At 68.8% G+C, this 18750-nt stretch carries 16 protein-coding genes and 1 tRNA gene; 9 read left to right on the forward strand and 8 right to left on the reverse strand.

Annotated elements, in window-relative coordinates; translation table 11 throughout:
• Positions 1-110 precede the first annotated feature (110 nt).
• From M3C25_RS01985 to M3C25_RS02005, 5 genes are all read left to right on the forward strand, one after another.
• Complete coding sequence (locus tag M3C25_RS01985; protein WP_259854748.1) at positions 111-1211, forward strand: glycosyltransferase; 1101 nt, start codon at positions 111-113, stop codon at positions 1209-1211.
• The gene (locus tag M3C25_RS01990; RefSeq protein ID WP_259854749.1) at positions 1211-2284 is read left to right on the forward strand and encodes a glycosyltransferase; all 1074 of its coding nucleotides are present in this window, start codon (positions 1211-1213) and stop codon (positions 2282-2284) included. The genes M3C25_RS01985 and M3C25_RS01990 overlap by 1 nt, the downstream gene beginning before the upstream one ends.
• Complete coding sequence (locus tag M3C25_RS01995; protein ID WP_259854751.1) at positions 2281-3267, forward strand: glycosyltransferase; 987 nt, start codon at positions 2281-2283, stop codon at positions 3265-3267. Before M3C25_RS01990 ends, M3C25_RS01995 begins: the two co-directional genes overlap by 4 nt.
• Positions 3264-4028 carry a glycosyltransferase family 2 protein gene (locus M3C25_RS02000; protein WP_259854752.1) on the forward strand — a complete coding sequence of 255 codons (765 nt, stop codon included), beginning with the start codon at positions 3264-3266 and terminating at the stop codon, positions 4026-4028. Before M3C25_RS01995 ends, M3C25_RS02000 begins: the two co-directional genes overlap by 4 nt.
• Positions 4029-4102: 74 nt before the next feature.
• Complete coding sequence (locus M3C25_RS02005) at positions 4103-4630, forward strand: dihydrofolate reductase family protein (RefSeq protein ID WP_259833080.1); 528 nt, start codon at positions 4103-4105, stop codon at positions 4628-4630.
• 83 nt (positions 4631-4713) lie between these two features.
• Here the strand turns inward: M3C25_RS02005 and M3C25_RS02010 are convergent.
• From M3C25_RS02010 to M3C25_RS02020, 3 genes are all read right to left on the reverse strand, one after another.
• Positions 4714-4801: transfer RNA gene (locus tag M3C25_RS02010), tRNA-Ser, on the reverse strand.
• A 38-nt stretch (positions 4802-4839) separates the two neighbouring features.
• Positions 4840-5271, reverse strand: coding sequence for a tRNA adenosine(34) deaminase TadA (gene tadA, locus M3C25_RS02015; RefSeq protein ID WP_170273515.1), 432 nt, complete (start codon positions 5269-5271; stop codon positions 4840-4842).
• Positions 5272-5311: 40 nt separating this feature from the next.
• Entirely contained in the window at positions 5312-5857 is a 546-nt protein-coding gene (locus M3C25_RS02020) for a tRNA adenosine deaminase-associated protein (protein ID WP_102161095.1), read from the reverse strand.
• Positions 5858-5967: 110 nt separating this feature from the next.
• On the opposite strand from M3C25_RS02020, the gene upp reads away from it, so the two are divergent.
• From upp to M3C25_RS02035, 3 genes are all read left to right on the forward strand, one after another.
• A complete protein-coding gene (gene upp / locus M3C25_RS02025) occupies positions 5968-6603 on the forward strand; it encodes a uracil phosphoribosyltransferase (protein WP_102161094.1) in 636 nt (211 codons plus the stop codon).
• Positions 6604-7100: 497 nt separating this feature from the next.
• Complete coding sequence (locus tag M3C25_RS02030; RefSeq protein ID WP_102161091.1) at positions 7101-7883, forward strand: winged helix family transcriptional regulator; 783 nt, start codon at positions 7101-7103, stop codon at positions 7881-7883.
• Positions 7884-8027: 144 nt separating this feature from the next.
• On the forward strand, positions 8028-8957 hold the full coding sequence (locus M3C25_RS02035; protein ID WP_259854762.1) for an endonuclease/exonuclease/phosphatase family protein: 930 nt from the start codon (positions 8028-8030) through the stop codon (positions 8955-8957).
• A gap of 4 nt (positions 8958-8961) precedes the next feature.
• Here M3C25_RS02035 and M3C25_RS02040 read toward each other — a convergent pair whose 3' ends face one another.
• The 3 genes from M3C25_RS02040 to M3C25_RS02050 all read right to left on the reverse strand — a co-directional run bounded on the left by M3C25_RS02040 (position 8962) and on the right by M3C25_RS02050 (position 13514).
• Positions 8962-10188, reverse strand: a complete 1227-nt coding sequence (locus M3C25_RS02040; RefSeq protein WP_259854764.1) for a MarP family serine protease — start codon at positions 10186-10188, stop codon at positions 8962-8964.
• An 8-nt stretch (positions 10189-10196) separates the two neighbouring features.
• Positions 10197-11786, reverse strand: coding sequence for a PrsW family glutamic-type intramembrane protease (locus tag M3C25_RS02045; RefSeq protein ID WP_259854766.1), 1590 nt, complete (start codon positions 11784-11786; stop codon positions 10197-10199).
• Positions 11787-12014: 228 nt separating this feature from the next.
• Complete coding sequence (locus M3C25_RS02050; RefSeq protein WP_259854767.1) at positions 12015-13514, reverse strand: malate:quinone oxidoreductase; 1500 nt, start codon at positions 13512-13514, stop codon at positions 12015-12017.
• Between the two features lie 221 nt (positions 13515-13735).
• Between M3C25_RS02050 and M3C25_RS02055 the strand changes: the two genes are divergently transcribed.
• The gene (locus tag M3C25_RS02055; protein WP_259854769.1) at positions 13736-15232 is read left to right on the forward strand and encodes a hypothetical protein; all 1497 of its coding nucleotides are present in this window, start codon (positions 13736-13738) and stop codon (positions 15230-15232) included.
• A gap of 2 nt (positions 15233-15234) precedes the next feature.
• Here the strand turns inward: M3C25_RS02055 and M3C25_RS02060 are convergent, their stop codons facing one another.
• Complete coding sequence (locus M3C25_RS02060) at positions 15235-17286, reverse strand: acetoacetate--CoA ligase (protein WP_259854770.1); 2052 nt, start codon at positions 17284-17286, stop codon at positions 15235-15237.
• Positions 17287-17321: 35 nt separating this feature from the next.
• Positions 17322-18750, reverse strand: a 1429-nt coding sequence (locus tag M3C25_RS02065) for a GntR family transcriptional regulator (protein WP_259854772.1), incomplete at its 5' end; no start/stop codon positions are given.

Here is an 18750-nt window from a genome sequence, read left to right on the forward strand (position 1 = left end):
CCGGCACCGACAAGCTTTCTTGTCCTCGCTTACGCAGGTGCACGAGTTGCTTGCTGCGGCGACCGCGCTGCACGCATGCAGCTGACTCCATTGGAAAGGCCGGTCCGGCGATGAAGACTCCGGAGCTCGACGCTCGACCCCGAGTTCTCTCCATCCCTGCCCAGCACCCATTCGTCGATGCCACCTGGCCGCCGACTGCCGAACCCGTCAGGCCCGCTCAGCTGCCTGTCGGCGAACGCTGGCATCCGCACCCCGGGCTGGAGGCCGACTGGATCCGGGCGCACGCCGGCGAGTTCGACATCGTCCACGTCCACTTCGGGTTCGAGCATCGCAGTCTCGCACAGATCCGCGACTTCATCGGCGCCTGCGCCGATGTGCACGCCGCACTCGTCGTCACCGTCCACGATCTGGCCAACCCGCACCTGAGGGATCAGCGTGCGCATCGCGACCGGCTGCGCGCACTCACCGCCGCTGCCGCTGCAGTCTTCACCCTCACCTCGGGCGCGGCAGCCGAACTGGCCGCCGACTACGGCGTGGCTGCCGAGGTCATTGCCCACCCGCCGATCGTCCCAGCCGCCCAAGCCGCCCAGATCATGACCGCCAGCGGCCGGCGCGGCCGCTCGGCGGCCGTGTTCCTCAAGGATCTGCGCACCAACGTCGTCACCGACCCGGCGTTCTACCTGTCGCTGGCTTCAGGTCTGCACCGGTCCGGGGCGTGGCTGGAGGTGTGGGCGCACCGGTCGAGTGCCGCGCACCCGACGGTGACTGCCCTGCAGGCTGCCGCCGCCTCCGGTGCCGCACCGGGCCTCGACCTGCATCTGACAGCTCGACTCCCGGATGCTGTGCTCTACCGGGCGCTATCGGGGTGCGCTGTATCGGTGCTGCCGTATGCGCATGGGACGCATTCGGGTTGGCTGGAGATGTGCCGCGACCTGGGTCTGAGCGTCATCGCCCCGGACTGCGGACACTATGCCGGTCAGGCGGACGCGCCCGAGGCGGTGCGCACCTATCGCACCGGTAGCGGCACCTCGGCGGCCGAGGCCGCGGTGTGGGCGATCAGGCGCGGGCGCATCGCCCGCGGGGATGTCGCCGGCCGGGCGCCGGCAGCCCAGCAGGCCTACGCGGACGCGTATGCGCAGGCCATGGCCCCGATGAGTGCTGGTGCGGCGGTGGCGGCTCCGGCGATGTTCCTCACCGAGGACGGCAGCTGATGCGCGTCGCCGTCGTCGGGCCTGCCCGCATGCCCATCGCCCCGCCCTTCGGCGGGGGACTCGAGGTGTTCTGTGACCGGCTGACCGCCGGGCTGCGCGAGGCGGGCGTGCAGGTCGACCTGTACGCCTCGGCTGGTTCGCGCGGGCACCGGCAGGAGTTCGAGCTGCCGGGCATCGACTGGACGGGGCATGAGCACATCGCCCGCGACGACGCCTACCCACCTGGCGCCCAGGACATCGAGCACACCGCCTACCGGCAGCTGTTCGAGCGCCTGCAGGACGGACCCTACGACCTCATCCACAACAACTCGGTCAGCCCGGCGTTCTTCTCCGGTGCCTCCGGCCGGGTGCCGATGCTCACCACCCTGCACGTGCCGCCGGGGGCGCCCCTGGATGAGGCGATCAGCCGGGCTGGCAGCAGCGCCGGTTCGTTCGCTGCGGTCAGCGCCTTCACCGCCGGGCAGTGGCAGCTGCCCGAACCGGCCACCGTCGTCCACAACGGCGTCGACACCCGCACCTTCGCCGCTGGCCCGGGCGGGGATCATGCCGTGTGGTTCGGCCGCATCACCCCGGAGAAGGGCCTGCACCTTGCCATCGATGCCTGCAGGGCTGCCGGTGTGCCGCTGCGCATCATCGGCCGCTGCGCCGAACCGCGCTACTTCACCACCGAAATCGAGCCGCGCCTAGGCGATGACGCTCTGTGGGTCGGGCATCTCGACGACGCGCAGATCGCCGCCGAGGTCGGGGCGGCTGCGGTCACGGTCGTCACCCCCTGCTGGGATGAGCCTTTCGGGCTCGTGACGATCGAGTCGCTGTCCTGCGGCACCCCGGTGGCCGCGTTCGCCCGTGGCGGGATTCCCGAGGTGCTCGCCGACGCCCCCGAACTGCTCGCCCGTCCCGGCGATGTCGACGATCTCGCCGCAGCAATCGGCCGGGCTCGACGCTTCGACCGCGCCCGCGCCCGCCGGATGGCGGTGACCCGGTTCGACTGCCGGCACATGGTCACAGGCTACCTTCGGCTGTACAGCGAGGTCATCGGCACCGGACGCGTCGCCGCCGAGCTCATCTCATGATCGGCTTCTACGCCCACCATCACGGCACCGGCCATCTCTTCCGCTGCCAGGCGATCGCCGCTGAGATCCCCGAGGAGACCGCGATCCTGTCCTCGCATCCGCGCGCGGACATCGGGCTGCCGCTCGACGCCCCGGCCGAGGAGCGCGGGGCCGATGTCACCGCCGGTGGAGCGCTGCACTGGGTGCCGCGCGACCATCCCGGCCTGCGCGCCCGGATGGCGGCTCTGGCCGCCTGGGTGGCAGAGGCCCAGCCGCGGGCCGTCCACGTCGACGTGTCCGTCGAGGTCGCCGTGTTCCTCAGGCTGCTCGGTGTGCCGGTCACCACCCTGGCGATGCCGGGAGTCCGGAATGATGCCGCCCACCGGCTCGGCTATCAGGTATGCGAGTCGATCATCGCCGCCTGGCCCGACTGGGTCAGGCTGCCTGATCATCTGCGCACGCATGCCGGGAAGGTCGCCGCTGTCGGCGGGATCTCCCGGTTCGCCGGCCGCAGACCGACCGCGGATCCGCACGGGCCGGTCATCCTGCTCGGCCGCGGCGGGGCCGATGCTCCGGCCGGTTACTGGCAGCAGGTCCAGCACCACCTCGGGCCCGGCTGTCGGCTGCTGGGACCCGAGTCGTGGCGCGAGGACCCGTATGCCGACCTGGCCGGTGCCTCGGTCGTCATCTCCGCTGGCGGGCAGAACGCGATCGCCGACATCGCCTGCGCGAACCGCCCGGCGGTCATCGTGCCCCAGCAGCGGCCCTATGACGAGCAGGCCGCGACCGCCGCTGTCCTCGCCGATGCCGGGCTGGCCGAGGTCGTCACGGAGCTGCCCGCGCCCGAGGTGTGGCCTGAGATCGTGGCCGCCGCCAGGTCCCGGCAGCCGGAGTGGAGCCGCTGGCAGACGGCCGGGGCGGCAGGCCGGGCGGCACGTGAGATCCTCGCGGTCGCCGACCGCAGCCGGGCGGCACACCATCCACCGGTGGAAGGCGCCCCGTGAGGCCGGCCGTCCACGTCGTCACCCTGGCCTCCGCCGACCGGGCCGAGCGGGTGCGCCTGCAGCGCGCGGCACTTGCCCGCTGGGCACCGGCGGCCGACCACACGACTGTGGCGATCGGCGAGAGTCTCTTCGAGCTGGACGGCTCGACGGTGCTCGATGCCACCGCGCCCGGCCGGCTGGAGCTCGCTCGCGCCCGCAACATGGCAGGCGACTACGCAGCCGATGCCGGGGCTGAAGTCGTCGTGTTCCTCGACGCCGACTGCCTGCCCGGCCCACGTCTCATCGACCGCTATACCGCAGCACTGGCCGAGCGCCCGGACGCGGTGGCCTCCGGGCCGGTCACCTACCTGCGTGAGGACCAGCCGGTCACCGCGGAGACGCTCGACGCGCTCACCGGATACCGCAATCCGCACCCGGGCCGGCCGGCCCCGGCAGACGGGGTCATGCAGGCGGCCGCTGAAGATGAGTACCAGCTGTTCTGGTCACTGTCCTTCGCCCTCACCGCCCGGCTGTGGCGGGACTGCCGGGAGGCCTTCGGCGGGTTCAGTGAGGACTACCGCGGATACGGTGGGGAGGACACCGACTTCGGCATGCAGCTGCGTGCCCACCGGATCCCGATGCTGTGGACCGGCGGCGCTGATGCCTTCCACCAGTGGCATCCGCCCAGCCACGCTGCGGCAGGCAACCGGGAGGCGATCCGCGCCAATGCCGCGCTCTTCCACTCCCGCTGGGGATACTGGCCGATGCAGGACTGGCTCTAGATCCCCGTACACTGAACACCGCAGTCCACCACCGGCAGAGCCGCCGGTTAACAGGCTGAGCAGAGAGGACCCAGATGGGACAACTAGCCGTCAATCTCTTCACGACACTCGACGGGTCAGCCGAGCACCCCGACCGCTGGCATGGGCCGTACTTCGACACCGCGATGGGCAAGGCCGTCGATGCGCACATCATGCGCTGCGACGGCTACCTCATGGGCCGGGTGCTCCATGATGCGTGGGCTGCGTACTGGCCGCAGGCCGAGGACCCCTTCGCCGAGTTCATCAACCGGATCCCCAAGTACGTGCTCTCGACGACGCTGGAGTCCTCGCCGTGGGAGAACACGCAGGTGCTCTCCAGCATGGCCGAGGTCAAGGCGCTCAAGGAGCGCACACCGAACTGGATCGGGATGTCCGGCAGCCTCGCCACGTTGCGCGGGCTGCTGACAGCTGGGCTGGTCGACGAGCTCAATCTGCTCATCGATCCGGTCGTCGTGTCAGGTGAGCAGAAGTGGACCGATGGGCTTGATGGGCAGAGCTTCTCGATCGTCTCGCATGAAACCTTCGACACCGGTGCCCAGCACCTCATCATGCGCCCGAACTGAACGGTGATCCGCCTGCCCCGGGCGGGAATGACATGAGCCCTGACCTGCAATGTTCTCGCTGGTCAGGGCTCATGTGTCATGCGCGGTAGCGGTGGGATTTGAACCCACGGTACGGGGTTGCCGTACACAACATTTCGAGTGTTGCACCTTCGGCCGCTCGGACACGCTACCGCGGAATACTCTACAACGGGTGCCCGGGCGTCACCAAATCAGCGGCGGGAGGCGAAGAACTCGACCAGCCCGGCGGCGCACTCATCGGCACACACCCCGCCCACCACCTCGGGCACGTGCAGGCTCGCCCGGTCCCGGGCGACATCCCACACCGAACCGCAGGCACCGGCCTTGTCGTCATAGGCGCCGAAGACGATCCGCTCGACGCGGGCAGCAACCGCGGCACCGGCGCACATGACGCACGGCTCCAAAGTCACGACGAGGGTGGCGCCGGTCAGCCGCCAGCTCCCGAGGTGCCGGCCGGCTTCGCGCAGCGCCTGCACCTCAGCGTGGGCAGTCGGGTCATGCAGCGCTTCGCGCTCGTTGAAGCCGGTGCCGATGATCGTGCCGGCAGCGTCGATGACAACGGCGCCGATCGGGACATCGGCGCTGGCATCGGTGCGGGCGGCGGCGTCGAGGGCAGCGCCCATCCATTCCCGGTAGACCGCCGGGTGGGCGATGCCGCCGCGGTCAGCCGGCTGAGCCGAGGGCATCGGCGAAGCCGGCCTTCTCTCCGATGTGGGCGACGACACGCGCCGGGTCGGACTGATAGCGGCTGACCTGCTCCATCAGCTCATCGGCGGTGACATCGCGATCTGCGTAGATGTCTGCGTCTCCGCCCCAGACGGCATCGGCTTCGGGTTCGAACATGCCGACTTCGGCCTCGTCCTCGGCATCATCGTCATCGCCGTCATGCTCGGGGCCGGCGTCGAAATGCTCGGAGTCATCGAGTGTCGACGGGCCGGAATCGAGGTAGTCGGCGAAGATGTCGGCGTACGGGCTCTCCTCAGCGGCAGCGATATCGGAGATGAACACCCGCACCTCGTCATCGGCGAGCAGCCGGACGAGTCCGAACCACTCGTCTTCATGCTCAATGACGGCGATCGCCTCGCCGTCCTCACCGGCGCTACGCATCATGTCGATGAGATCGTCCAGCGTTGCCGCATCACGCATGTCGAGGTCGAGGGGCCGGTATCCGTCCGCGCCCTCGGCGAGGATCTCGGTGAAATAAGCCATGTCTCCATTCTGTCCGATGCCGGCTCGGCAGACCAGCCTCTGCCCGGATGCAGAAGATCCACATCTCACCGGGTGACCGCAGGCCGTCTCGATCCGGTAGATTCAGGGGCATGGAGCTCCATATCGCAGATCACCCGCTCATCGCCCATAAGCTCACCGTGCTGCGCGACGAGCGCACCGATCCCGGTCGCTTCCGCGGACTGACCGAAGAGCTCGTTGCACTGCTGGCCTACGAGGCCACCCGCAACATCCGGGTCGTCGACAAGGAGATCAACACTCCCGTCTGCCCGATGACCGGCACCAAGCTCTCCTCCCCCAGGCCCGTGGTCGTGCCGATCCTGCGCGCCGGTCTCGGCATGCTCGATGGGATGCTCAAGATGCTGCCGACCGCTGAGGTCGGGTTCCTCGGGCTCGTGCGCGATGAGGAGACCCTCGAAGCCCACGCCTACGCCAACCGGCTGCCCAGCGACCTGCGCGACCGGCAGGTCTTCGTCATCGACCCGATGCTGGCCACCGGCGGCACCCTGGCGATGGCGATCGACTTCCTGCTCGAGCGCGGCGTCTCCGACGTCACTGCGATCTGCCTCGTCAGCGCCCCGGAAGGCGTGCGCCACATCGAGGAGCGCTACGAGGGCATCGCAAATGTCACCGTCCACACCGCGGCCCTGGACGAGAAGCTCAACGAGAAGGGCTACATCGTGCCCGGTCTCGGCGATGCCGGCGACCGCATGTACGGCGTCGTCTGAGCCGGTGCGAGGGGCCTCTTCAGCTCCGATGCGCGTTCAGTGCTGAATCCGGAGGCGTGGTTTCTACACGAAACGCACACGATCCGGGCTGATCATGTGCGTTTCGTGCTGAATCCAGATGCGTCGATTCAGCACGAAACGCTCATTGGCGCGTTCATCCTGGTCAGCGGGCTGCGCCCCTGAGGTGGCCTCACGCTGATCTTGGCCCGCCCGCAGGCCGGCCGGAAACACGAGGACAGCGGCTCACTGTCGGCACATAACTGGCCAGAGATTGTCATAAAACGTCATAGAAGTCTCAGATCCGCACCCGCCGATTGCGTTGCGCGAAATCTGTGAAGAATAATGACAGCCATGCACCGTTCACCCTGTCACCGCCTCGCGCGCAGCGCCATCGTCATGATGCGCTGCGTCCGCGGCCTGCGGTGACGACAGGCATGGGCCGCGGACGTGAAGCACGATGCGCCTGATTCCACTGCTCACGCCCAAGGACTTCGACCATGACTGTTTCAGCCCTTCCCTTCCACCCGCGCAGCGCCGCGGCCACACGCCGCCAGGGAGCCCGATTGACCTCCGTTGATCCCGCCACTGCGCCCCGCGTCTTCGGCCCGGACGGCCGCAGCCGCCAGACCAGCGAAGCCCCGGCCCATAAGCCGGCCCGCGGCATCATCGTCTACATCGGCCTCGATGAGGACAAGGCAGCCGAAGACGGCACCAACCTCACCGCCATCGCCCAGTCGCTGCAGGAGCACATCCGCGAGCTCTCCCCGCAGGCCGAAGCGCAGACCGTCATCGCCCTGGCCCCCGACGGACCGGACCGCGATCTCGACGCCGTGCGGGCAGTGGCGACCGGCTCGCCGGCAGCCACCGGCAACCCGGCCGGACGGCACGGCCCAGTGCGCTCCCGCGTACCGGCCCGCGTGCGCCCACCCCAGCTGCGCGAGGAGCTCGCCCCGCAGGCCGAAACCCGGGTGCGCATCGACATCCCGCGCCGGGAAGTCACCGTCGACGGACAGCTGGCGGCAGTGACGACCAAGGAGTTCGACCTGCTCGCCACGCTCGTCTCGGCCGCCGGTTCGACGCTCTCACGCGGCGATCTCATCACCGCGCTGTGGGGCGAGAGCCCCGAGCGGCCCGACGAGCGCACCGTCGACGTGCACATCCGCCGGCTGCGCAATCGGCTCGGCGCCTTCTCCTCGATCGTGCGCACGATCCGCGGGGCCGGTTACCGCTACGATGCCCACCCCGACGTCACCGTCTGGAAGGCGACCGCCTCCCGGTGACCACCGCCTCGGCGCCGGTGAGAAGGCCCGGCATGGGGGCCTTGCCGAGGGTGCTGTGAGACCTTGCTGTGAGTCCCCTGCCCGGGCCGTCTCACCAGGGTGTCCTTAAGCGTTCAATCAGCTTGACGGCCTATAGTTCAACCGATGCAGAAACGTCAGTCTTCGCCCGGCAAGGGCATTGTCGTCTTCGTAGTGGGGCTGCTGCTGGCCGCCCTGCTCGCGATGCATACCCTCATCCCGACGACCCGCGGGATCGCGCTCATCGTCGAATCCCTGCTGCCGTGGGCGTGGGTGCTGCTCGTCCTGCTGCTCATCGCCGCACTCATCCGGTTCTCCGTCTTCGGCATTTTCGGCGTGCTCATCCCCGCGCTCGTATGGGGCGGTATGTTCTACCCGTACCTGCGCCCGGCCGACACCCCGGATGATGCCGATATCGTCGTCGCCAGCCAGAACGTCGGCGCGCGGATGCCGCAGCCCACAGCCACCGCGCAGAACCTCATCAACCACGACCCGGATGTCGTGGCCATCCAGGAGATCGAGTCGCTGTCGGGCAAGATCATCAAGAAGCAGCTCGACTCCGCCTTCGAGCACACCGCGGTCACCGACACGATCGGGCTCTGGTCGCGCTGGCCGATGACGAAGCCCGAGGAGATCGACCTCGGCATGCAGTGGCCGCGCGCGATCGCCACCACCCTCAAGACCGACAAGGGCAACGTGCGCCTGTACTCGGTGCACATGCCCTCGGTGCGCCCGGGCCAGGAGTCCCTGCGCAATTCGGCGCTGAACGAGCTGGCCGAGCGGATCAAGTCTGATGACGCCCAGCGGGTCATCGTCGCCGGTGACTTCAACTCCGCGAACTCCGACCGCTACTTCAAGGAGCTCAGCTCCGAACTCGTCGACGCCCGTGAGGCTGTCGGCGGCGGGTTCGGGTTCACCTGGCCGAGCGTGTTCCCGGTCGTGCGCCTGGATCATGTGCTTGTGCGCGGTCTCGACCCGGTCGGTGATCGTGTGCTCAATCGCGGTACGAGCGATCACCGGGCGATCATCAGCTACCTCGACGTCCCAGCGAGCTGAGCGCTCAGCCGGTCTGCGTCTGCTGCTGATGCTGCGGGACCTGCTCGGCGCACCGATCGGTACTCACCGGGGCAGTTGCCTGCTGGCCGCGGCGCAGGATCCCATCGATCTCATCGAGGGTGAGCGCATAGCCGGTCTCCGCCTCAGTCGCCGAGCGGGCGAACACCATCCCCACGACCCGGCCCTCGGCGTCGAGCAGCGGGCCGCCGGAGTTGCCTGAACGCACGATCCCGCGCACCGAGTAGATGTCGCGGGTGACGCTGTCCTCGTTGTAGATGTCGAGGCCGCGGGCCGAGAGTTGCTCGCGCACGCGCGCCGGCGAGATTGTGTACGGCCCGTTCTCCGGGAATCCGACGAGCACCGAGTCTGCCCCGGCGCCGAGGTCGGAGCCGAGTTCCAGCGCCGGTGCCGGCAGGTCGGGCACCCGCAGGACTGCCGCATCGGTGCCGGGGTCGAAGGCGACGACTTCGGCGTTGTACGGTTCGCCAGTGCCGGCGATCTGCACGGTCAGCGACTGTGCGCCGGCGACGACGTGGGCGTTCGTGGCGACGAGCCCGTCGCCGTAGACCCAGCCGGTGCCCTCCTGCAGGCGGCCGCATTCGGTGTGTGAGGTCACGACTTTGACGACGGATCCGTCGACTTGCCGGCCGACGTCGACCATCGCCGGGTTCGGTTCGCCGACCCCGCGGATGCGTTCGCGCTGGCCTTCGAAGACCTGCGGGAATCCGTTGTCGGCTAAGGCGGTGCCGAGTGTGCCGAGCGCCTCGGTCGAGGTGATCGGCAGCATCCGGTCCATCGCGGCGACGATCGCTGAATCGGCGACCCACCGGTTGGGCTGCAGGAACGGGGTGGTGCGGATCCAGCCGGCGGCCAGCCAGATGACGAGCAGGGTGGCGATGATGCTCGAAAGCGCCCCGCCGGTGGCGTCGAGACCGCGGCCGCTGGGGCTCGTGAGCTTCGTGCGCAGGTACGCACCGAGCAGACCGAGACCGACCGAGCAGGCGACGGCCAGGAGCAGCGGAAACAGCACCTCGGCGGCGGGGTGATTGCGGTCGTGAACGATGTCCGTGCTCACCAGCAGCTCGGCGACTGGGCCGGCGAGCAGCCGGCCGAGCACGAGACCGAGGATGAAGCCGACGAGCGTCGAGGCACCGACGAGGAAACCGCGGCTCCAGCCGAGCAGCAGCGCGCCGATGGCGAGCAGGACGATGACGACGTCGACAGCGGCCACGAGTGGGGTTACCTGCGCATTGCCGGGTTGAAGCCCTGGGGCTGCTGGACGCGGCGCATCATGTTCGTGCGGATCTTGACGAACTGGTCGAGCTCGTACTTCTCGACCTCCCGCTCCTTCTCCCCGCCGACGCCGGCGAGCACGCGGGTGCGGATGCTGGCGAGGTCGGCGGACTTGCGGATGAGGCGGCGCATCTCCGGCAGGGCGCCGGGGTACTGGTTGGCCCAGCGCTTGCCGGCGCGGCGGCCCTTCCAGGTGCCGAGCATGTCGACCTCACCGTGGGTCAGCCAGCCGGCGTTGGCGTAGTCGCCGAGCGACTGGCGGGTGTGGATCGACTCGTTGCGGCGCAGCAGCAGTCCGCTGCCGAGCCAGAAGCCGGACATGATGGCTGAGAGGCCGACCATGATCACGAGGCTGAGGAGGCCCAGCGAGCCGACGATGGTGGCGGTGCCGTTCCACAGTGCGTGGAGGAACATGCCGGCGATGAGGCCGGGGAACCACATGAGCACGACGAGCCACCACTGGCCGCGGCGGGCGGCGAAGCCGATGGACAGGCCGTGGCAGATGACGAAGGTCGAGTGCAGCAGCGGGCTCATCACCCCGCGCATGACGAAAGTCATCGCGAGGCCTCCGAGGGCGGCCTCTTCGAAGGATGAGGAGAGGTAGAGCAGGTTCTCGGTGAAGGCGAAGCCGGCACCGATGAGGGAACCGTAGACCCAGCCGTCGAGGGGTCCTTCGAAGTACTTGCGGGCGGCGAGGACGATGACGACGAGGAAGACGCCCTTCGTCGACTCCTCGAACAGCGGCGCGAAGACGACTGCGCCGAGCACGTCGCCGGATGCGTCGATGCCGGCCAGGGCCAGGGCGGTGATGCCGATGACCTGGGCGACGAGCGTCATGATGATCGAGGCGACGGCACCCCACAGCAGGCAGGCGACGAGCAGCAGGATGGGCTGCGGCTTCCAGCGGTCGAACCACCACACCATGAGCATGATGAACAGCAGCGGGATCGCCGCCAGCAGGATGACGATCGGTCCGGCCGGCAGCAGGACGGCGCTGAACCCGAGGATGAGGAGCAGCCCGATGCCGAGCAGTCCGACAAGCCCGATGCTCACGATGGTGCGGGCGAGATCAGCGCCCTCGGTCGGGTTGGCCAGCTGGGGCTGGCGCTGGATCGCCTGCGTGACCCACGGCTGTTCGGCAGGCCCGCCGATGCGCGGCTGGAGCTGCGCGCGCATGCGCATCTCCTGGGTCACCGTCGGGGAGAACCGCGGCTGCGCGTAGGCGCGCTGCTCCGGCTGGCCGTAGCCGCCGGGGCCGATCGGCTGACCGTGCGGCGCAGGCTGCTGGGGCGGGAAGGGCCGGCCGTGCGGATGGCCGTGCGGTCCCGGCTGCTGATGTGCCGGACCGGACCCGTGCGGGCCGGGCTGCGGCTGGGGGCGGAACCGGTCGTGCGCCGGGCCCTGCTGCGGCGGCCCCTGCTGCGGGAAGGGCTGGCCCTGCTGCGGGTAGGGGTGGCCCTGCTGCGGGAAGGGCTGGCCGTGCGGGGGTCGCTGGTGAGGCTGACCCTGGGGGCCGGGGTAACGCGGGTCAGACATGTGCTGCGCCCTCTCAGTCCGTATCGCAAGTGGTCAATGGTGGCGGTGTCACCTCAGTCTACGCACGCACACGGACACCGCCGGTCACCTCGTGTGGCAGATGCGGCACACTCTGCCACATCCGCCTCAACTGAAGCCACAGGCGATCTGTGCTGGAACTGAACCACCGCCTCGGGCACGGCGAAGGCCGCCGGACACGATGCCCGGCGGCCTCCATCAGCTTGAACTTCAGTCCAGGTCGCGGTTCTCGCGCGGGGTGATCTGCAGGGTGCGGGCGGTGTACTCGGACAGTTCGTCGAGCAGCGCCTCGTCCTCGTGCAGCTGGCGGCCGAGCGAGGGCACCATGTCCTTCAGGCGTGCCTCCCAGCCGTCGTATTGGCGCGGGAAGCATTTCTTGAGCAGGTTGAACATGATCGGCGCGGCCGTCGAGGCGCCCGGTGAGGCACCGAGCAGGGCAGCCAGCGAGCCGTCTGCCGCGGAGATGAGCTCGGTGCCGAAGCCGAGCACGCCGCCCTTGTCCTTGTCCTTCTTCATGACCTGAACCCGCTGGCCGGCGGTGATGAACTCCCAGTCGGCCGGGTTGACCTCAGGGGTGAAGTCGGCGAGCGCCTCGTAGCGCTTCTTCTTCGTCGAGGCGAGCTCGCCGAGCAGGTAGCTGACGAGGTCGAAGTTGTCCTTAGCGACGTTGAGCATAACCGGCAGGTTGTTGCCGCGCACTGAGAACGGCAGGTCGGTGAACCGGCCCTTCTTGAGGAACTTCGGGGTGAAGCCGGCGTATGGGCCGAACATGAGGTATTCCTTGCCCTGCACGACGCGGGTGTCGAGGTGCGGAACCGACATCGGCGGGGCGCCGAAGGCGGCCTGGCCGTAGACCTTGGCGTGGTGGCGGGCGACGAGCTCGGGGTTCGAGGTGCGCAGGAACAGGCCGGAGACCGGGAAGCCGCCGTAGCCGTGGCCCTCGGCGATGCCGGAGCGCTGCAGCAGGTGCAGGGCACCGCCGCCGGCGCCGATGAACACGAACTTCGCATCGACGGCGAAGGTCTCACCGGCGGTCGTGTTCTTCACGTGCACGCGCCAGCCCTCGGCGGTGCGGTTGAGGTCGGAGACCTCGTGGCCGGTCAGGATCTGGGCGTTCTTCGTACCAGCGTGGGTGAGCAGCTGGCGCGACAGCGAGCCGAAGTCGACGTCGGTGCCGGTGTCGAACTTCGACAGCGCGTTGACCTGGCCGGGTCCGCGGTTCTCGAACATGAGCGGCAGCCACTCGGCCTGCACGGACGGGTCGTCGGTGTACTCCATCTCCTTGAACAGCGGGTTGCGCACCATCGTCTCGTAGCGGGTGCGGATGTAGTCGCGGCCCTTCTCGCCGCGGCCGTAGGAGATGTGCGGGACCTGGTTGATGAAGGTGGAGGGATCGGTGAGCACGCCCTCGTCGACGAGGTGCGACCAGAACTGGCGTGAGACGTGGAACTGCTCATTGATGTTGATCGCTTTGGTGATGTCGACGTCGCCGTTGGCATCGGCCGGCGAGTAGTTGAGCTCGCACAGCGCGGCGTGGCCGGTGCCGGCGTTGTTCCACGGGTCCGAGCTTTCGCGGGCGACGTAGTCGAGGCGCTCGTAGACGCGGACATCCCACTCCGGCTGGAGCTCGGCCAGCAGCGTCGCCAGCGTGGCGCTCATGATGCCGCCGCCGATAAGGACGACGTCGGCGCTTTCCTTCGTATAAGTCAATGAAATCCCTCGGATCGTAAGGTCAGGCCGCCCTGTGGGGCACGCCGCTGATAAATTGGAGGATCATCACGCAGTTTACTCCCCGTCCACGCTGCCTCCGAACTCGGGGAGGCCCTGCTCTCGCGCGCTGCGGCGGCTGTGGATGGTGGGCGTGTGTCCACAGCCGTGCCCGAGGTGTTCTGTCGTGGGCTGGCGACCGCTGGACTGGGCGCATGAGACGAGTGAGCATTCCCGCCCGGCAGCTGCGCCGGGCCGCCGCAGTGACGACCGTATCCGTTCTGGCTGCCATCGGCCCGGTGGCCGCCGCGCCACCTGTGCTGGCTGCCGGCCTGGCCGGAGGTGAAGAGCCGCCTGCCCTGTCAGGTCCGCCGGACCTGCGCCCGGACGTCGGACTCGACGGCGGCCCGCAGCCGAAGCGCTACCGCAGCACGAATGCCGGCATGTATGGACCTGGTCTGTGGCATCACGCTCCTGCCGGGCGCACCTGGTACGGCGCATACTTCTCCCTGCCGGGCAGTTCGCTGTCCCACGCGGCGGCCTACTGCATCGACGCCGGGTTGAAGTCGCCGTATCCGCAGTACTTCACACAGGCCGACGGGCAGACTTTGGCGTCTGCGGAGACGGCGTGGGCGCTCTCAGCCCACAGCTCGGCTGATGACGCGGGGATCCAGGCGGCGCTGGCGGCCATCGCCCGGCTCGATGAGAACCTCGAGCACGATCATGCGATCGCGCCCGCCGAACCAGGTGAGCTCGGCGCGGAGTTCGCAGAGGCGGCCGAGGCGTATGCGCACATCACGAAGGACGCCGCTGACCTGGCGGGACCCTACCGGGTGGAGCTGAGCCTAGGGGAAGGCGATGAGCTGGCTCTCGACGGACCGGCGACCCCGCAGCCGGCGACCGACCCGGCAGGTGAACCGGCCGAGGCCGGCAGCAGTCCCTTATACCGTCCGCTTCAGGCTCGGGTCAGCGTGGTGTCCGCCTCAGGCGAGACGCTTGATGACATTCCGCTGACGGTCGAGGTCTCCGGCGGAGCAGTCGAGGAGACCGAGCTGCGTTCGGCTGCCGAACCACTGATCTTCAGTGTCCGGCCCGACCGCGGGAGCACCGAACCGGTGGCCGTCACGGTCACCGCGACCGGACTGCCGGCCACCGATGTCATCGTCTACGACCCGATCGACCCGCAGACAGGCGAACCGGCTGCACGCGTGCAGAGCATCGTGACCGCCGGTGAGCCGACGACGGCATCGGCCAGCGCCGAGCACACCATCGAACCCGCTCCCCCGATTCCACCCATGACACCGCCGATCGTCACCGTCCCGCCGATCGAATCACCGCCTGCCACCGAACCGCCTCCGACGCAGGAACCCCCGCAGGAGACGACGCCGGCACCTGAGACGACCGCCCCACCTGAAACCCAGGAGCCTCCTGAGACGCAGGCACCGCCGACGCAGACGCAGCCGGCAGAAACGCAGCCGCCGAGCTCCACGACTCCTCCCCCACCGGCACCGACGACGCCACCTGAGGACAGTCCCGAACACCGCACCGCGGCACCCCCGCCGCCACCGACGACGCGGCCGCACGCGGAGGCGCCCACCTCAGATGAGCTGCCGCGCACCGGCCCGGTCGGCACCGGCGCAGCACTCGGCTCGGCGCTGCTCCTGCTCGGCTGCGGCATCGCAGCGATCACGGTCGCTCGCGGGCTGAAACGCGAGGACTGATCTCAGCGGCGATCGCGGGCGAACGCAGAGGCTCGTTCGATATACCAGTCGAGCACCTGCGGTTCGGCCGCGGTCGCCCGGTTGATCGACTCAGGAGCAGCGCCCTGGAAGATCCGCTTGATCGGCACTTCCATCACCTTGCCGGTGCGGGTTGTCGGCACGGCTGGGGCTTCGATGATCTCGTCGGGCACGTAGCGCGGGGAGATCTGCTCGCGGATGGCTGTCACGATCGTGGCACGCAGTTCATCGGTCAGCGTGTGTCCTACCGCCGGGACGACGAACAGCGGCATGTAATAGTCACCGTCACCCAGCTCAGCACCGATGACCATCGAGGACTGCACGCCGTCGACGGCATCGACGACCTGGCAGATGTCGGCTGAGCCCATCCGGATGCCACCGCGGTTGATCGTCGAGTCCGAACGGCCGTGGATGATGAAGCTGCCGTCGTCGAAGTGGGTGACCCAGTCACCGTGGCGCCACACTCCGGGGAACGCGTCGAAGTAGGCCTCGCGGTAACGGCTGCCGTCCGGGTCGTTCCAGAAGAACACCGGCATCGAAGGCATCGGCTGCGTGACGACGAACTCGCCGAGCTCACCGATGACCGGCTGGCCATGGGAGTCGAAGGCCTGCGCGTCGACGCCGAGGTAGGCGCCTTGCAGGTGCCCACGGACCACCGGGTCATACGGGTTCGAGCCGATGAACCCGGAGGCGATGTCGGTGCCGCCGGAGTCGGATCCCAGGTGGATGTCGTCGTGGACGTGCTGGTAGATCCAGTCCCAGGTGCTCTCCGGAAGCGGAGATCCGGTCGAGAGGATCTTGCGCAGAGCGGAGAGGTTGTAGCGGGCTGCCGGTGACAGCCCCGATTTCTGCACGAGGGTGAGGATCGCCGCCCCGGTGCCGAATGAGGTGGCGCGTTCGCGTTCGAGGATCTCGAACTGCTTGTCCGGCACACCGGCGACGGGGGACCCGTCATAGGTGATGATCGTCGCTCCGACGGTCATGATGTTGACGAGCAGGTTCCACACCACCCACGTCGTCGCCACTGCCATATAGCAGCGATCATCTGGAGTGAAGTCGTACTGCAGCGCGTTGGCCTTGAGCGCTTCGATCGTCACTCCGCCATGGCCGTGGACGATGCCCTTCGGCTTACCCGTCGTGCCCGAGGAGTACAGCACCCACAGTGGGTGGGAGAAGTCGACGGGCTCGAAGACCGGATCGACCGGGTCCGCGACGATCGCCGAGTGCAGTGTGGTCCCCTCGGCCAGCTCACGGGCTTCGAGCTCGTCACCGAGCTGGTCGATGAGGATGTGGTGTTCGATGCTCGGCAGCGCCTGACGCAGATCGGGCACGATCGAGCGCATGTCGAGGTGCTTGCCGTTGAAGAGGTATCCGTCGACGGTGATGAGGACCTTCGCCTCCAGCTGGGCGAAGCGATCGGCAATGCCCGTGAGCCCGAAGTCCGGGCCGACGACCGACCACACAGCGCCGACGGTCGCGCAGGCGAGCATCGCCTCGACGGCCTGCGGGATGTTCGGCAGCACCGCACACACGGTGTCGCCTGGCTTCACGTCGTGTTCGCGCAGCCAGGCGGCCAGCGCCCCGACGCGTCCGGCGAGCTCGCGCCAGGTCAACGACTCGCGGCGCTCATCCTCATGCAGCCCGACCAGCGCCTCAACGTCCGGGCGGGTGTGCACGCGGCGGAAGATGTTCTCGGCGTAGTTGCACGATGCTCCGGCGAACCAGGTGACGTCGGGCATCTTCGTCCCTGTGCGCACGGGGCCGTCGCCGCGGTCGCCGATGACGTCGAAGTACTCCCAGATGCTGTCCCAGAACGCGTCGAGCTCACGCACCGACCAGTCGTGCAGCTGCCGGTAGCCGCGGGTCTCGACTCCGCGGGCGCGTGCCAGCCACCGCTGGTAGTCATACATTCGGCTGGCTTCCACCCGCTCACGCGGCGGCGTCCACAGCACAGCGTCACCGCCGTTGGTCTCTGGGCTCATCTCTGCTCCGTCCTCCGGCTTGCCTGCCGGGTCGCTGGCGATCACCGTAGCCATTGTGCCAGCGAATGTGGCCGGCGTCTCATCAGCCGTCAGCCCGTCAGCCGCGCCCACAGGCCGATGTCGAAGCTGCGGTGCTGGACCATTCCGGCCATGTGTCTGACGGCGTTGTCGAGTTTGCCGCGCCAGGCGTCGATCGCTGAGTCTGCGTCCCCGCGTTCGAGGGCCTCGACGATGCGGGTGTTGTCGTAGATGATGCGCCGTGCGGCCGGTGAGTAGTCGACGCGCAGCACCGAGATGTAGAGCCGCAGCCGGAGGATGAGCGCTTCGAAGGTGCGGGCGGTCTGGGCGAGTCCTGCTGCGCGGGCGAATTCCTGCTGGAAGCGCAGATCGGCATCGCCGACGCTGAGCCCGGTGCGCAGTCCGAGCCGGGCGACGGCCGGGATCCGGTCGAGGGCATGCCGGACGGGCACAAGGTCGCGGCGCGGGCGGGTGGCCAGATTGCGCAGCAGCACGATGCCCAGTGCCTGCCGGCTGGCGTAGACGTCGAGCACATCGCGTGAGGTGATGACTGGGATGCGCACATCACCATGCGAGCCGTCGAGCAGCTCGTCATCGACCATGCGCCGCAGCGGCACGTCGACAGCCGCTCTGCCGATCCCAAGGCGGGAGGCCAGCTGGGCTGGGCGGATCCGGTCACCGACGGTGTAACCGGAGTCGATGATCTCCTCGCGCAGTGCGAGGGCGAGCTGCTCGGTCAGGGAGGGCTGTTCGCGCGGCAGCCAGGCCGACACATTCGGAGCCGGCAGACCAGCAGCATCGCCAGCGCCAGAAACCCGGTCTTTCGATTCAGAACTCTTGTGATCTGCTGGCCTGGTTCCGGCGATCCAGGCGAGACCTTCCAGGCCGCGGGTGACCTGCTGGGCCAGGGCATCGAGCAGGTCGCCGGGCACGTCGGCGCAGTCGGCCAGCAGTGCTCGCAGCCGGGCGCTGAACTCCTCCAGGTCGGTGATGTGTGCGATCTCGGCATCCCGCCATGCCGCTGGCGAGAGGTGGCTGTCGTCGCCCGCCACAACGGCGAGCGGGTCGAAGATGAGAACGCGGTCGGCAGGCGCCTCGGCAGCGGCGGTGAGCGCCCGGGTGACGGGCCCGAACCGGGATTCGGCTGCCGGGCGGCGGGCCCAGGCGGCCAGCCCTGCCGCGTGCATCCCGGCGGTCACACTGGCCGCCCGCCGCGATCGAGCCCGGGGCCCGCGGGTGGAGATGCGGGCTGAGCGCGAAAGCCGGCTGGCGGTGATGACGGCCAGCGGGAACCCGACAGCGCAGGCCTCCAGGCGCAGCGCAGACCGGGACTCCTCAGCGCGCGACTGTGCAAAGGGTGTGAAGCGGGAGACGGCACGGCTGACGATCGGCTGGCTCAGCCCGGTCATCTCCGCGATCCCGCGCGTCGAATAGGCCCGGGCATCGATCCGTGCTCCAGCACCGGCGAGGATCGCGGCCACCACCTGATCAGCAGTGGCC

This window comes from Brevibacterium luteolum (assembly GCF_025147615.1).
In the GTDB taxonomy this organism is placed as follows: Bacteria; Actinomycetota; Actinomycetes; order Actinomycetales; family Brevibacteriaceae; genus Brevibacterium; species Brevibacterium luteolum.